We start from the raw sequence: 15538 nt of genomic DNA, 5'->3' as shown, positions 1-15538 counted from the left end.
TACTATTGATATTTTCTGACATTTTTCATGAAAATGTGCTAAATTTGCAAATCAGTTATTGTCAATAATAGTAAAACAATATAGAATTTTCGTATAACGTCTTATGGCAGGCAGGTGAAACGGTGGAAATTACGAAGCATTTTTTCTTTAATTTATCGCTCTTAATTATCATCTTATTTTTTGTACTAGTATGGGCGGAAAAAAGCTCTAAATTCCGTTTTTCAAAAGGCTGCTCCCTTTTTTGGTTATTGTTTATGATGTGGATTTGTTTTCAGTTTTCTTATCAGCCAAGTCCTCATTATTTCTTTGATTTAAGAATGATTATCGTAATTATTGGCGGATTATATGTGGGGGTCGGGCCGGCACTGGCCTTATCTATTATGATCATGAGAGGTTTCTACGGAATAGAACCTGGCTTTTATTCTAATATCTTTTTATATTTGCCTCTGGGAATCATCCTTTGGAAACTCTATCCATGGTTTTGGAAGCAGGTTCCAAAGAAACGGATTCGGGTAGCGGTTACCATGGCCATGATTATAAGCGTCCTTACCGTCATAATAATGGAAATTTACATACCGCCTGCAAACCGGTTTGACGCCTGGTTTGCCTATCTGGTGATCCCTCCATTGGGTGTTGGCATGATTTCATATGTAATTGAGTTTGCCAAGAGAAATTTGGATATCCGTGAAAATTTGGTCCGAACGGAAAAACTTGAGGCTGTGGAGCAAATGGGCGCAGCAATCTCACATGAAATCAGGAATCCTTTAACTGCGGCTATTGGATTTGTACAATTACTTCAGGAACAAAAACTGCCGCCCCGCAAACGTTTGGAATACCTTACGATTGTTAAGGCAGAGCTTGAATCGGCCGAGCAGGTCATCCAGAACTATTTGACCTTTTCCAAGCCCGCTTTAGATAAGATAGAAGAAATAAATGTTAAGAAAGAGCTTATCCAAGTTATTAATATATTAAAACCCACCGCCAATCAGAATTCAGTAGAGATTAATTCGAATTTCGCGCTTCTGGGTTCCATTGAAGGGGATCGCCAGAAATTTCACCAATGCTTCTTAAACGTAATAAAAAATGCTATCGAAGCGATGCCGCGCGGCGGACAATTATACATAGAAACGCAATATAGCAGTACCCACATTACAATAGAAATAAAGGACACAGGTGTCGGAATGACGCCCGAACAGCTGCAGCGCCTTGGTGAACCCTATTATTCAACAAAGGGGTCAAAAGGAACCGGGCTTGGTATGATGGTAGTCTTCAGCATTGTCAGAGCAATGGAAGGCAGTGTCCAGGTGAAAAGTGAAATAGGGATAGGAACTGTTTTCCGGTTTTCTTTTCCCGCTCATAAGCCGGATTAAAAAAAGAATGATGGTAAACAAAAACAGCAGCGAAAACCCTGCTGTTTATTGTTTACTCGCTTTTCTCCAATGAAAATTCTTCAATAAGCTGGCCTCCGTGATCCGAGTGCCTTTTCGGCAAGTTTGATTTTCATCATTATTTCAATTGCTTCTTCTTCAGGTGATTCGTGCAGTTATACAGCTCACAGCCCCACTGGCTTTCTTTTATAAAAAGCTTCGTAATAGAGGTGTTCTTCAGATGGTCGGACATGTCTATGTGTGGAACCAATTCCTTTAGAAGATGGCGGATAAAGGATCCGTGGCTTACAACAAGTACATTTTCGCCAGGATGCTTAGCTGCAATTTCCTGAATGAATGCCATCCCTCTATAGATGACACTTTCTGCCGGCTCGAACCCTAGATCCAATTCACGCCAGCCGCTGCCCCATTTTTCTAAACGCTCCGCTTCCGTAGTGCCTTCAATTAGCCCACCGCCGACTTCCCTGATTCGGGGATCAAGCTGGAGGGGAATATGGCTGATTTTCTCTTTAATGACTTCAGCTGTCTGCAGGGCCCTTAACAGATTGCTGGAGTAAATCACATCCCAGTTTTCAGCACTAAGCCGTTCAGCCAAAAGGCCTGCTTCAGCCAATCCTTCTTCATGCAAGGGAATATCTGAACTTCCCTGTGCCCTGCCCTCTTTATTCCAGGCTGTAATCCCATGCCTGACCAAACCGATTTTTGTCATATGTACACGTCCTTTCAAATTTACTTCATTGATATTCTATTAAAATAAGAGTTTTCCTTCTGAAAAAATGGCGGCAAATGTGAATGATGCAAATAGAATCCATCCCGGCCAAAAAAGAGCAAGTTCTAATGGGCCCCTTTCACTTTTTAAAATATGCAAAAAGAGCAGTACTCAAAACCGTACCGCTCTTTTCCTTACTTTATCATTTCTTCCGGGAATGAATCTGAACTCATATACCTGTCTTTAATCAAATTGCGGTGGTGGAGCTCATGCCCCGCAATGATAAAAGCGATTGCCCGGGCCGTGACTTCGGTTCCGTTCGCATTTCCGCGCTGCAGCAGGGTTTCATCATCAAGGCTTTTCAAAAGAGTGACTGTGTTTTGACGGACAATGGCCAGCTGCTCCAAAAGCTCTTGGATCGAGAAACGATTGAAGTTGCCTTTTTTCACATATACATTGTCATCGTACCCTGGCAGCATCACCTTTTCCCCTCTGCTGATGCAAAGCAGGCGGTAACCCATTATGCGCTCGGTATCGGTGATATGGCCGATGACCTCTTTGATGGTCCACTTTTCCGGAGCATAGCAAAAATGGGCCTGTTCACTGCTCAGGTCTTTTAATAGACTAGCCGTTTCCTTTACTTGCTGTTCAAGAATCTGCTGCAAATCTCCCTCAGGCACTGAATTTACATACCCCTTATAATATGGTGCATATTCGTTTAGGTCTGGTTTTGTTAGCACAGCTTCACCCCTTTTCTTTTACCTAATTCTACTAAAGAAGAGCCTATCTCGTCATCTTTCAATTAATAATTCTCATAAATTAACTGTGCGTGATTTCTTGTGTGTATCCACTACCTAAATAATTATAAGCAGCCCCGCCCGGGCAGTCTGGTTTGTTATACAGAAAGACTCCGACAATTATGTTCAGGATGGAATATCGTTTGGCTCTATTTTTGTATGGGATTTCATGGGATTTTTTCATAATCGGTTCTGTCCTTTTTGGATATTTGCCTTATATTTTAACATGAATCCCCATGCTTGTTATGTCTGAAAGAGTTCGCCCCTGATTGCCTTTACGTATCTTTCTGCAGAGCGCTGGACGGCCAGGTCTGCCTCTTTTTCTATTACTCTGTGAAATGCGTTGTACATTCGGTCAAAGGATAGCGGCTTTACTTTGCCGGCCATTCTTTCAACCGTTTCAGCCGGAAGCGGAATGAGGTTCGGATAGCTGTACATAAAGCTGACCCATTGACGGTCAGCGACGACCTGAATGATATCGCCTGTCAGCAAAACACCGTTTCCACTATTCCCCTTTTGCCAATGCAGGACAGCGCCGCCTTTAAAATGGCCCCCGAGGCGATGGATTTCAAGTCCATCATGAAGCTTCATTGTTTCTCCGCTCCAAAAAACAATATGCTCGCTGCCTCTCATCACCCATTGCCTGTCATCTTCATGAATGTAAATGGGAACGTTGAACGTTTCTGCCCATTCAACCTGTGTGGAGTAATAGTGTGGGTGGGAGAGTGCGATAGCATCGATTCCGCAAAGTTCCTTTATCTGTTTAATCGTTTCGGCATCAAGGTAGGAAATGCAATCCCACAATACAGTAAAGCCTTTATTTTGAACCAGGTAAGCCGTCTGGCCAATCGCGAATTCTGGAACTGTATTTATACTGTAAAGGTTTGTTTCTTCCTGAGATATTTCATTTTTATAAAAATGGCTTTCCTGCATGTCATTCAATGTCGTCCATTCCTGGCCGCTCTGTCCCACATATTGCCGTTCTTCCTGGCAAATCGGGCAGCTTTCAGGCTGATGATCGGATAGCGGAAATTGTGTTCCGCAGGTTTTGCATATATATTTTTCCATAAAGGTTTGCCCCCATTTCATTAGCTGGTTACAATATCCATTTTATAGATGAATGCTTCTGGCTAAATCACCGGATTGGCTGAAACTGGCTACACCTTTAGTCTTAGATTTAAGATGTATACTTTAATCCCAATGTAAATACTTCAAATCCTAGCTGTTCATAATAAGGTGCTTTCTCTTCCTCAGCCAGCAGCTGAAGATGCAAATGTGCCTGAGTACAGCGCTCTGCCAGCCTGCCCACCATTTCCCTTCCAATCCCTTTGCTGCGATACGCAGGTTCTACGATTAATCCGCAAAGATACGCATTGATGATGCCATCAGAAATAATTCGCCCAGTGCCAATCAGGCGCTCTCCATCATAGGCGTTGATCACAAGCCAGCTCTGCTCCATCGCTTTATAGAGCGTTTCTTTCGGCAGTTTTAAAAAATCATTCCAGCTGTCATTTTCATACAAGCGATATAATTGTTCCATATCCGGAACTGCTTCTTCATATCTGATCACGTGCATTCTCCTTTAAAATAGATTGGTAATTCTATTCGATTTAAAGATTTGAAATCCCTTTTCTGGGAGAGCTGACGATAGATCCGGAAAGTTGATGATCTATTGGGCTAGTTGGTGATATATCAGTGTAGTTGACGATAAAAGTTTGGTTAATTGATGATCTATGGCTATTTAAAACGATAGGATGCAAGGATAAATGGAATAAATCGGGGCAAAAATGGTTCAAATTTTTAAAAATAGCAATGTTTTCACAGAAAAACAACTCAATTTAACGATTTTTATCATTTTATCCGTAAAATTTATTAGGGTATTTTCAGATCAATCCCTTCTTTACGAAACTTTTTTTGCATTCATTCGTAGATAAGCATATTGAACTTGAACTTATTAGGGGAGATAACGATGGGAAGTATGTTTATTTTTTCACTCTTAGCCGGTCTTGCTATTTCAGTCCTTCTAATTCCTTTTAGCCATACAGTAAAGTCTGAAAAGGAAGGAAAAAAAATGGGGACGGGCATCATGGCCGGGACAATTATCATAACCGTGCTGCTTGTTTTTGCCTTTTATTATTTAAGCCATCTTGATCGGAACTTGACCAGCTTATGGCCGATAGCGATTATCGCTTCTCTTGGCGGAGCCGTTCTTGCAGCCGGGAAGGAAAGAATGATTAAAGCAGTCCTGTTTCTAGGGAGCCTTATTGTCGGCATATTCTTTTTAACTGCTTTTCTTTTTAATGCTGATGAAAAATATGAGAGTGCCAAAATGAAGGAAAAAACGGAAATTGAGACTTTTGACGAAACGGAAACGCCTGCGAGTGTTCCGCCTCAATTTGCCCGCAATAAGATGAAAAAGGCCTTTGGGCAGGTTCCAAATACGAGCTATTATGAACTCGGCAGCCTGCAGATCCAGAAAATCAATGGAGAGTATGTCTACATTGCGCCGGTTGAGTTTTCAGGTTTTTTCAAGTGGTGGAATGGAAACAAAACGCCTGGTTATTTTACAATCAGTTCGACTGATTCCTCTGCCAATCCAAAATTTATTAAATCCGATATGGTTTACACGCCATCCTCTTATTTTAATAAGAATATTGAGCGCCATATGCGCATGCAATATCCGCAGCAGGTCTTTTATGGGGATGTCCAATTAGAGGTCGATGATAAAGGAAAGCCTTATTATATCCGTTCTTTCGGCGAGTTTATATCTGCCCGGAATGGTTTTGATGTTCAAGGAATAGTTATGGTGGATCCGATGAGTGGGAAGACGAAAGCCTACAAGTTAGCTGATGTGCCAGCCTTTATTGATGGCGCCGTTTCACCGGAGGCTGTCAGCCTGCAAAACAGCTACTATGGCAATTATATTCACGGCTTCTGGAACAGCAAGTTTGGCAAGACTGATGTGAGGCTTCCTTCAGATGAAGGGACAGAAGCAAATGTTAGCCCGATTTTCGATGAAAATGGAGACATGTATTATTTTACCGATTTTACAAGCCCCAAAGAAGGCGTTGATTCCATGCTAGGGTACTCACTGACCAATTCAAGGACGGGTGAGGCCACCTTCTTTACCGGCAATCTTGAAGAGTCCTATATGGATTCACAGGGAGCCCTGCAAATCATCGAGAAGAAGTTTATTGAAAAGAAATGGAGCGGCGAAATGCCTGTTCTTTATAACTTCTACGGAGAAGCAAGCTGGCTGACCCCTGTTCTCGATGCAAACGGGTTTCTGCAAAATTACTTTATTGTATCTGCAGCCAATCCGGAAATCTCTGTATATGGCTCGACGCCGAATGATGCCTTGAGGCTTTATAAAACCGCGCTTCAAAGAGGTGGAGGCACAGTGGATGGAAGCTCAAAAGCAGAGGAAAAACAGACAAGCGGAACCGTGTTGCGTGTGTACAAGGAAAAGTCCGGTGATTTTACAGTTGTCTCGTTTTTACTCGACAACCGCCAGAGCTATGTTGTTTCATCTGAAACCGTACCAATGGCCATTTATTTGCAGGAGGACGATTTGGTGAATGTGAACTATCTGGATACAGGTGAGGCATTTCTGTCTGTGAAGGAAATGGCCATTAAAGGGTTGGAATAAGAAAAGTGCGGGTCCCCTCGTTAAGGTGCCCTTACTGAAAAAACACGATGAAGGCGGCCTTCATCGTGTTTTTTATTAATTTGGTATAAGGTTGGCCGATTTAATTGCACTGGAAAGCGTGGATTTGATGCTAATGTGGTCAAATGATAGTCCTAGCTGGACTGCGGTCTGGGCGATTTCCGGCCTTAGTCCGGAGATGGTTGTTTTCACCCCGATCAGGCTTAGTGCTTCAATCAATTGGAACAGCTGATGGGCAACCATTGTATCAATCATAACCACTCCGGATAAATCTAGGAACAGCTGGTTTACACCCAACTTATTGCACTGCTGAAGCGTATTTTCAAGCATGCTCTTTGCCCGGGCTGTATCGATATCCCCAACAAGCGGCAGAAGTGCGATGTCTTTAGTTAAAGAAATGACGGGGGAGCTTAGCTCACGAATTAAATCCTGCTGGGCCTCCAGCCTTTTTTGAGAATGGTTATTATACTCTTCCGTGAACCAAGTAACCACTTCATTAAAGCACTTCAGCATGATTCGGCGCCAGGAATCTATTTGACGGGTATCATACTGGTCTTTATTGGTTTCAGCAAATTCATCTATTAAGTTCAAATACTGCTCCTGAGTATTAAAAAACTCACGGAGGATCATTTGCAATGGCGTACAAAGATGTCCTTCATCCTGGGCCACTTTTACAATCCATTTTTCTAACTCATTGAAGAATGATTCTTCATCTTTATTAAAGACTTCACAAAACTGCTGATGAAATTCATAGTTTTGCTTTTTGACAGTTTCAATAATGGCCGGATCATCCGAGGAATAGATTCCGGCACTCTCGCTTTTATCGAGATTTTCATACCATTCTTCTGTTAATTGCCGCGTTTTTTCCAGCAAAAATTGATATAGATCCTTATTACGATGCATCCCTGACTCCCCTTACCGTTCAAATTAGTCTATAAATATTTTAACTTATGAGGAAAAAAGTGTCGATTTTAAACCATTCATTAACTATTCCTTACAATGACTTGGCCACCCGAATGGTGATAGTTCACACCTGTTTTAGGCAGCATCATGCATAAAGCGGAAGCGCCAATAAGCAGAATGATGGATGCAATAAAGGACATAGCATAGCTTCCTGTTAAATCAAATAAAACACCCGGGACGAAGGAACCCAGCGCAGATCCGAGCTGGTGGCTGAGATAAATCCAGCCGATCACTGCACCGACTGACAAATGTTTGAAGTATTCAGTTGCCAGTTTCATGGTTGGAGCGACCGTTGCAAAATTCACGACACCAAAGCTGATTGCAAATAGGATCAGCAGATGCGATTGAGAGATGAAAAAGCCAAACAAGGAAGCGTCATTGACAATGATCAATAATAGAACAATGGTTAGAGCTCTTACCCCGTATAGAAAAGCCAATATCATTCTGCAATTCCACCGGTCTGCCAGGAAACCGGAAACGACTGTTCCTAAAATGTTAAAGCCAGCCAGCAAACTGACGGCAGCTCCTGTAATGCCAGGCGTGAATCCGCAATACTGGGCAAAAGGAATAAGGTGGGTATCCATCAGGCCTGTTGTCGTGACACCGCAAACGAAAAATGGAAGCATGAGAAACAGGAATTCCCTGCGCCGCAAAAGCTGGAAGATAGATAGAGTTGCTTTGGGAGCTTCCTTTGTGCCACTCTGGCTAGTTGCAGCATCTTCCTTTGCTCCATAGGCTTTTATATGAATGTCAGATGGACTGGAGCGAATAAACAGAAGAAGCAGCGGAAACACGATTAAGATTAGGAAACAGCCTAATACGATGACTGTCGTTTTCCAGCCGAGCTGGTCAATGAGAAACAGTGAAAGCGGGACAAGGACGAGCTGCCCGGCTGCTGTTCCAGCGGACATTAGCCCCATCGCCATGCCCTTTTTATCAGCAAACCAGGTCGCAACAGCGATCGTTCCCGCCACATTGGACGCACCCCCAAAGCCGACTGAAGCAATCACACCATAAATGATCATCAGCTGGACTGGATCGGTTGTGAAGAAGGTGAGTATTGTTGAAAAGCCGATCAGCAAAATGCTGAAGGAAAGGATGTAGCGGATCCCGTACTTGTCTATCAGCCTGCCGACATAAGGCTGTGAAATGGCGAAAACAATATAGCTGATAAACGCCACCAGTGAAATGACGCTGCGATTCGTGGAGAATTCACTCTCCCACGGCGTCATAAACGCCCCAAACGACAGCCTCACCCCTTGTGCGGCCAGCAAAGCAACAAACGTCAAAACCAAAATCACCCACGCATAATGAACCCTAAAACGCTGCACAATGTAAACCTTCTTTCTCATAATGATGGTGACAGGCACCTTTTTCAACCATAATCATACCATAAAATATTTATACTTTTCGGAATTTTAGTGATGGATTTGTCTTCACGTTTTTGTCCGATACATATAGAAGGTGCCAGGTACCTATACCACGCAGCGGAAGTGGTATAGGTACCTGGCACTCATTTTATAGCTTTTGTATAAACGCAACCTTGAGGTAGTCTCCCTCTTTGAATTCCTTGATGGTTCTAAAGTCTTCCGGGAGGGTGAATTCTTCAAGGATTTTATAGCTGCCTCCTGTTTGCTGGAAGGCCTTTTGGATGAAACCTTTGAATTTTTTCATATTGAAGGTGCTGCAGTTGGATGATGCAACGATGATGCCGTTCTTTCCTGTGATTTGAATAGCCTGTGCGAGCAGTTCCGGATAATCTTTTCTGGCACTGAACGTATGCTTTTTGGACCGGGCAAAGCTTGGCGGATCCAAAATGACCATATCAAACTTCAGTTGCTTGCGGACCGCATATTTGAAATAGTTGAACACATCTTCAACAATAATATCCTGCGCCTCATAATAGATGCCATTGACGCTGAACATCTCGATTGTTTTGCTTTTGCTGCGGTTTGCCAGGTCAACACTTGTTGTTTTCGATGCCCCGCCCAAAGCGGCAGCAACCGAAAAAGCCCCTGTATAGGAGAAGGTGTTTAAGACGGTTTTGCCTTCCGCATATTTATCCCTGATCGTCTTCCTTACATGCCTTTGGTCAAGGAAGACGCCTACCATGGCACCTTCATTCAGATAGATTGGATAGTTGATACCGTTCTCCTTCACCATCAGCGGGAAGGATGCCCGTTCCCCTGCTACAAAGTCATCATCCTCAATATAGGTGCCTTTGACAGCAAAGCGTTTCTTCTCATAGAGGCCTTTCACATCTGCTGTCTTCATTAACGCCTGAACAACTGTATCCTTAAAGGTGTAAACCCCTTCACTATACCAGCTTACCACATAAAAGCCATCATAGTAATCAATCGTAATGCCTCCAATCCCATCGCCTTCCCCATTGAAAACCCGAAAAGCGGTTGTATCGGGATCATTGAAAAGATCTTCACGCCTTTTCAAAGCTGCTTTAAACTTTTTAGCAAAAAACGGTTCGTCAATCTCTTCATGCTGATTATTCGTCAGCACCCAGCCTCTGCCTTTATTTTGCTTTCCATAATACCCTTTGCCAATGAAACGGTTATTCTCATCAACAAGGTCAATAATTGCACCCTCTTCAATCCCCTTCGGAAGCCTCTGAACAGACTCCTCTGTCACCAGCGGATACCCAGATTGAAAATGTCTCTTATATTTAGAAGCCACATTTAATCTAATTGCTTTACTCATACGTTCACCCAATCATATTATAATGTACTGTTATTGTAGTATTTTAACATTAAAAGTGCCAGGCACCTATACCATCTGGCTGAGCTAGTATAGGTATCTGGCACCAACAAAGCGCCATTTTTCGCCGCCATTCAGCATTTGCCTTTTCAATCAAACGTTTGATTGAAATAGCCGCTGACCTTTTTCACACCTGATTTTTTCCCGGGAAATGAATGAGAAGATTGTCGAGGGTATAGGGAGTCATATCGACAAATTTCATCTCATCGCAAAAGGCCATCCCCCATATAGAGAATGGCCTCACGATTATACAGCTTGTTTTGTCTGGTTATCCTGCTTCAACAGCTTCATTTCATTGATCGCTCTTTTGCTCTTATTTTCATCAAATTCATTTTCACTCTTGGCTACAATGATTGTAGCAATCCCATTACCGATCAGGTTAACAATGGCTCTTCCTTCACTCATGAAGCGGTCAACACCAAGCAGCAATGCCAATCCTTCCAGAGGGATAACCTGAAGGGCAGCCATAGTAGAAGCCAGGACAATAAATCCGCTTCCTGTAACACCAGCAGCACCTTTGGAAGTTAACATTAACACTAATAGAATCGTAATCTGCTGGCCCATTGTCAAGTCAACACCGAATACCTGCGCAAGGAATACAACGGCCATCGATAGATAAATGGATGTACCATCCAGGTTAAAGGAATATCCAGTTGGAATAACAAGTCCTACTACTGACTTGGAGCAGCCGATGCGCTCCATTTTATCCATCATTCTTGGAAGCACTGATTCTGAAGAACTTGTACCTAGTACAATCAAAATCTCGTCTTTGATAAACTTCAAGTAGTTCCACAAGCTGAATCCATACATTTTACAAATAATATTTAAAACGACAAAGATAAACAGTGCCATTGTAATATACACAGACATCATTAACTTACCCAGCGGCACCAATGAAGCTAGGCCAAAGTTTCCAATTGTGTAAGCCATAGCACCAAATGCGCCAATTGGAGCTGCCTTCATAACGTAGCCAATGATTTTGAAGAATACAAGTGATAGCTTATCCAAAAATTCGGTAACGATTTTCCCCTTTTCACCAAGAGCCGCCAAACCAACCCCAAATAGGATCGAGAAGAATAATACTTGCAGAATATCGCCTTTTGCAAATGCATCCACCATATTGTGAGGGACGATATGAGTGACAAACTCAATCCAGTTAATGCCCTCTCCGCCATTTTGCGTATACTGGGATACATCTCCTTTTTCCAACTCATTAAAATTAAGGCCAGCACCAGGTTTAACGACATTTACAACGATAAGACCGATCATTAAAGCAAGTGTTGTCACAATCTCAAAGTAAATGAAGGCTTTGCCGCCAACTTTGCCGACTTTTTTCATATCTCCCATTTTTGCAATTCCAAGGACGATGGTTAAGAAAATAATCGGGGCAATGACCATTTTTACTGCGTTAATAAATGTATCGCCTACCGGCTTCATCTCTTTTCCGACTTCAGGCCAAATTAACCCGACCATTACACCGATAAAAATAGCAGTTAACACTTGAAAGGTTAAATTCTTATAAATCCGCTGCTTTTTCAACTTCATCTCATCTCCTTTTTTCTAACAATTCTTTCTATTAAGAATGATAGCGTTTTCAGGTAAAAGAGAGAAGTTTATGGTCATAACGGATGTTTTGTTCATTTTGGTCTCGGAATTTTCACTTATTCAGAACATAGCGGTTTACCGGTCTGCCGACTCCCCCATACTGCACATCAAGCCTGATTGCGCCTCTTTTTTCAAGGTAGTCCAAATAGCGGCGTGCGGTCACTCTTGCAATTCCGATAGAGTTTGCGACTTCTTCGGCAGAACGCGGTTCATCCTGCTTCTGCATAAAAGCGGTAATTTCGCTCAATGTGAATTCATTCAGCCCTTTCGGCAAATCATTTTCCGATTTATTTGCCTGTCTGGCATAAATAAGTGCATCGAGCTGTTCCTGGGAGATCGTCCCCGATTCCTTCAGGCCTTCTCTGTAGTGGCGGTATTTTTCAAGCGCCTGCTGGATTCGATTAAGCTTAAAAGGTTTGATAATATAATCCCTGGCACCGTTTTGAAGCATCAGCTTAATGGTTTCCTTTTCTTTTGCAGCAGAAACGACGATCACATCAGAATCAAGCTTTTGCTTTCTAAATTCCTGAAGTGTCTGGATTCCGTCCTTTTTAGGCATAAAAATATCTAAAATAACAAGATCCGGGTTCAATTTTTTTACAAGGGATATGCCTTCCTCTCCATTCCCAGCCACTGCGATAATCTTAAAACCCTCTACACTTGTGATAAACTCTTTATTAACCTCCTGGACCATCGGATCATCTTCAATCAGCAGCACTCGAATTTCCTCTTTATTCGCCATTTGCTTCAACCCCCCGCTTCCATTGGAAAAGTAATGGTGAAAGCAGTCCCTTCACCTATCTTTGATTCAACCACTATGCTGCCTTCCCCTTTTTCTACTATTTGTTTAATTAGATATAATCCGTAGCCTGTTCCGCCTGATTTATTTGCTGTAAATCCTTTTTCATAAAGCTTCGGTAAAAAGGCTTTATCTATGCCACTTCCGTTATCTTCAACAAGCAAAGCACAGATATCTTCTGTCTGTTCGAGGCTAATCTCGACTCTTCTATCTTCATGCTCTGTATGCTCAAAAGAGCCAAATGCATTCTCGATGAGATTTCCTACTAACAGAACAAAGTCATGATGATCCAGCCGGTTTGGAAATTCTTCAAGATTGCTATTTTCATCGATGACCACATTAATGCCCAGTTCCTTGCCGCGCCTCACTTTACTCAATAAAAGGCCGGCGACAGCATCATTCCTTATTTTAGCGCTTAGGAAGCTAGAAAGGTTTTCCTGCTCTTCTGATGCGTCAAAAGCAAGCTTTAATGCTTTATCCGCTTTTCCCAGCTGTATCAATCCTGCTATCGTGTGAAGCTTATTCATATGTTCATGGTTCTGCACCCTGAGTGCTTCAACAAAGCTCTTCACCCCGGTCAGCTCTTCCGCAAGCTTCGCCACCTCTGTGCGGTCCTGGAAAAGGGCTACAGCGCCAATCGTTTCATTGTCTTTCCGGATCGGGATCCTAGTGCTTAAAATGACCTTCCCGCTCACAATAATTTGTTCATTATAAACAGGGCGATTCGTCTCTACGATTTCGGGGAGTCTGGTATCCTTTAAAATGGTTCTAATACTTTTACCCGCAGCATTTCCTGTCACGTTAAATATTTTCTTTGCTTTTTCATTAAAAACCGTAATATTTTCTTGATTGTCGATAGCAATAACGCCTTCATTAATCGAATGGAAGGTTGCAGTTCTTTCCTCAAGCATTCTTTTAATTTCATAGGGCTCGAGCTGGAACATCTGCTTTTTAATATGGTTCGCAAGCATTAAAGAGCCGATTAGCCCAAATATTAGCGTAAGCATGACAATAATGGTTATGTCATCGATTAATTCATCTATAATCTCGGTAAAAGTAGGCACCTTATTGCCCACAACCACAACACCAATTTGATTCAGGCTGTTATCTTTAATAGGGATGAAAGCCCGAATAAAGGTTCCGGCCTCCCCTTGTGCCTTGGAAAAATAAATATGTTCAGCAAAGGCTGGTTTTTCATCCTCGCCCTGAGAAGGCTGGCCAATCAATTCTTTTACCGGGTGAGAATACCTGATACGTTCCATATTCATGATAACAATATAGTCTGTCTCATTTATAATCCGGATTTCCTCTGCTACTTTATTGACTGTCTTCCAGCCTTGTGGCTGCAGAATTCCTTTTTTAACGTCTGACAGCTCAGCCACAGTTCTGGCTGTGTTCATGGATCGTATTCTGAGTTCCTTTTCTTCCTTTTCCTGTATATTTGTAATGACAACCATTCCGCCAATCAAAAGGGAAAAAATAACGACGGCATAAGATAGAATGGTAATTTTCCAGCGGATAGGCATTTGTTTCATTTGAGGGAACCTCCCTTCTATCACTAGCATCTTTACGGATACGTTTCTTCTAAGTATGATAACATTAAAGTGAATCTTCCATGAGTGTGGTTTTTTTCACACTCATGGTTAGATGAACCAATCGGGCTTTTACGGGCAGTTTGTACCCCAGCTTTCCTTCAAATTTTGAAGGGGGCCTACTGCCCGTTAATGCGGGGTAATGGTTTTTAAAAAGGAGGCTTCAGATGAAAAGCACATTAGGCTTCATTCTCCTTGGAGGCACGGTTATGATCATGGCAGCTATCTTCGGTTATCAAAGCCTATTCCCGCGTGAAGAGATTCCCTATGACGATGACCAGGAAGGGCTAAAGGAACAAATCGTTTTTAAATTCAGCCATGTCGTCGCTGAGAATACTCCCAAGGGCCTTGCTGCGCAAAAGTTTGCAGAGCTTGTTTCTGAAAAATCAAATGGCCATATTAAAATAGAGGTTTTTCCAAATGGCAGCCTCTATTCCGATATAGAAGAAATTAATGCGCTAAAGGATGGACAAGTCCACTTTATCGCACCTTCCACATCCAAGCTGGGCATGCTTTCTCCTCAATGGGGCGTGCTGGATTTGCCTTTTGCTTTTCCAACCCGCGAAGCCGCTTTGGAAGGTTTAAACGGGGACATTGGCAGGCAGCTTCTGCAATCCTTGCAGAGTGACGGGATTAAAGGGCTTGCACACTGGCCAAATGGATTTAAGCAAATTACCTCAAATAAAGGACCGATTCAGAATCCTGAGGACATGGAAGGACAATCCTTCCGAATCATGCAAAGTAACGTGATCGAAGCCCAATTTAACCGGTTAAATGCTGATGCCCTTCAGGATTCCTTCAATTCCACTTTCCAGCTTCTTGAAGAAGGCAAGGTGGACGGTGAAGAAAACACGATTTCAAACATATACTCTAAAAAATTCTATAACTTGCAAAAGCATTTGACAATCAGCAATCATGGTTATCTGGGCTATGCAGTGATGATGAGCGAGAAAGTCTGGGACGAGCAGACAGAAGAAACGAAGGAAATTTTGCTGGAGTCAATGCAAGAAACATCTGCCTGGAATAACCGGCGGGCCTTTGCAATGAACGAAGAACAGCTCATGACAATTAAGCAAAACTCCTCCATTCAAATTCACGAGCTGACAGACGAGCAAAAACAGGAATGGAAGACTGCCCTTGATCCTGTATATGAAGAATTCTCACAAGAAATCGGCAGCAAATTAGTAGAGGAAATAAAAGAATTGCGTGCTAAATATGAATAAAAAAGGACCAGGCACCTATACCAATT

13 protein-coding genes are annotated in these 15538 nt (G+C 42.4%); 3 read left to right on the top strand and 10 right to left on the bottom strand.

Going from position 1 to position 15538, the window contains the following annotated elements; translation table 11 throughout:
* The first annotated feature begins 122 nt into the window (after positions 1-122).
* Entirely contained in the window at positions 123-1370 is a 1248-nt protein-coding gene (locus IQ19_RS09080; RefSeq protein WP_144542111.1) for a sensor histidine kinase, read from the top strand.
* 136 nt (positions 1371-1506) lie between these two features.
* On the opposite strand, the gene IQ19_RS09075 is transcribed toward IQ19_RS09080, so the two are convergent.
* The 4 genes from IQ19_RS09075 to IQ19_RS09060 form a co-directional block, all read right to left on the bottom strand.
* On the bottom strand, positions 1507-2097 hold the full coding sequence (locus IQ19_RS09075) for a histidine phosphatase family protein (RefSeq protein ID WP_144542110.1): 591 nt from the start codon (positions 2095-2097) through the stop codon (positions 1507-1509).
* 194 nt (positions 2098-2291) lie between these two features.
* Positions 2292-2837, bottom strand: a complete 546-nt coding sequence (locus IQ19_RS09070) for a DinB family protein (protein ID WP_144542109.1) — start codon at positions 2835-2837, stop codon at positions 2292-2294.
* Between the two features lie 300 nt (positions 2838-3137).
* Positions 3138-3962, bottom strand: a complete 825-nt coding sequence (locus tag IQ19_RS09065) for an MBL fold metallo-hydrolase (protein WP_144542108.1) — start codon at positions 3960-3962, stop codon at positions 3138-3140.
* Positions 3963-4071: 109 nt separating this feature from the next.
* Positions 4072-4464, bottom strand: coding sequence for a GNAT family N-acetyltransferase (locus tag IQ19_RS09060; RefSeq protein ID WP_144542107.1), 393 nt, complete (start codon positions 4462-4464; stop codon positions 4072-4074).
* A gap of 399 nt (positions 4465-4863) precedes the next feature.
* Between IQ19_RS09060 and IQ19_RS09055 the strand changes: the two genes are divergently transcribed.
* Positions 4864-6543, top strand: a complete 1680-nt coding sequence (locus IQ19_RS09055) for a hypothetical protein (RefSeq protein WP_144542106.1) — start codon at positions 4864-4866, stop codon at positions 6541-6543.
* Between the two features lie 75 nt (positions 6544-6618).
* Here the strand turns inward: IQ19_RS09055 and IQ19_RS09050 are convergent, their stop codons facing one another.
* The 6 genes from IQ19_RS09050 to IQ19_RS09025 all read right to left on the bottom strand — a co-directional run bounded on the left by IQ19_RS09050 (position 6619) and on the right by IQ19_RS09025 (position 14232).
* Positions 6619-7464, bottom strand: a complete 846-nt coding sequence (locus IQ19_RS09050) for an STAS domain-containing protein (RefSeq protein ID WP_144542105.1) — start codon at positions 7462-7464, stop codon at positions 6619-6621.
* An 80-nt stretch (positions 7465-7544) separates the two neighbouring features.
* Complete coding sequence (locus tag IQ19_RS09045) at positions 7545-8855, bottom strand: MFS transporter (protein ID WP_242020945.1); 1311 nt, start codon at positions 8853-8855, stop codon at positions 7545-7547.
* A 187-nt stretch (positions 8856-9042) separates the two neighbouring features.
* Positions 9043-10236, bottom strand: a complete 1194-nt coding sequence (locus tag IQ19_RS09040) for a class I SAM-dependent rRNA methyltransferase (protein ID WP_144542104.1) — start codon at positions 10234-10236, stop codon at positions 9043-9045.
* Positions 10237-10539: 303 nt separating this feature from the next.
* Entirely contained in the window at positions 10540-11838 is a 1299-nt protein-coding gene (dctP, locus tag IQ19_RS09035) for a C4-dicarboxylate transporter DctP (protein WP_144542103.1), read from the bottom strand.
* Between the two features lie 112 nt (positions 11839-11950).
* Complete coding sequence (locus IQ19_RS09030) at positions 11951-12640, bottom strand: response regulator (RefSeq protein WP_144542102.1); 690 nt, start codon at positions 12638-12640, stop codon at positions 11951-11953.
* A 5-nt stretch (positions 12641-12645) separates the two neighbouring features.
* The gene (locus IQ19_RS09025; protein ID WP_144542101.1) at positions 12646-14232 is read right to left on the bottom strand and encodes an ATP-binding protein; all 1587 of its coding nucleotides are present in this window, start codon (positions 14230-14232) and stop codon (positions 12646-12648) included.
* Between the two features lie 224 nt (positions 14233-14456).
* On the opposite strand from IQ19_RS09025, the gene IQ19_RS09020 reads away from it, so the two are divergent.
* Positions 14457-15512 carry a TRAP transporter substrate-binding protein gene (locus IQ19_RS09020; protein ID WP_144542100.1) on the top strand — a complete coding sequence of 352 codons (1056 nt, stop codon included), beginning with the start codon at positions 14457-14459 and terminating at the stop codon, positions 15510-15512.
* Positions 15513-15538: the final 26 nt, after the last annotated feature.

It is taken from the genome of Cytobacillus oceanisediminis (assembly GCF_007830235.1).
Classification (GTDB): Bacteria; Bacillota; Bacilli; order Bacillales; family Cytobacillaceae; genus Cytobacillus; species Cytobacillus oceanisediminis.
The sequence above is the reverse complement of the archived record's forward strand: the minus strand, read 5'-3'. Positions and strand labels throughout refer to the sequence as shown.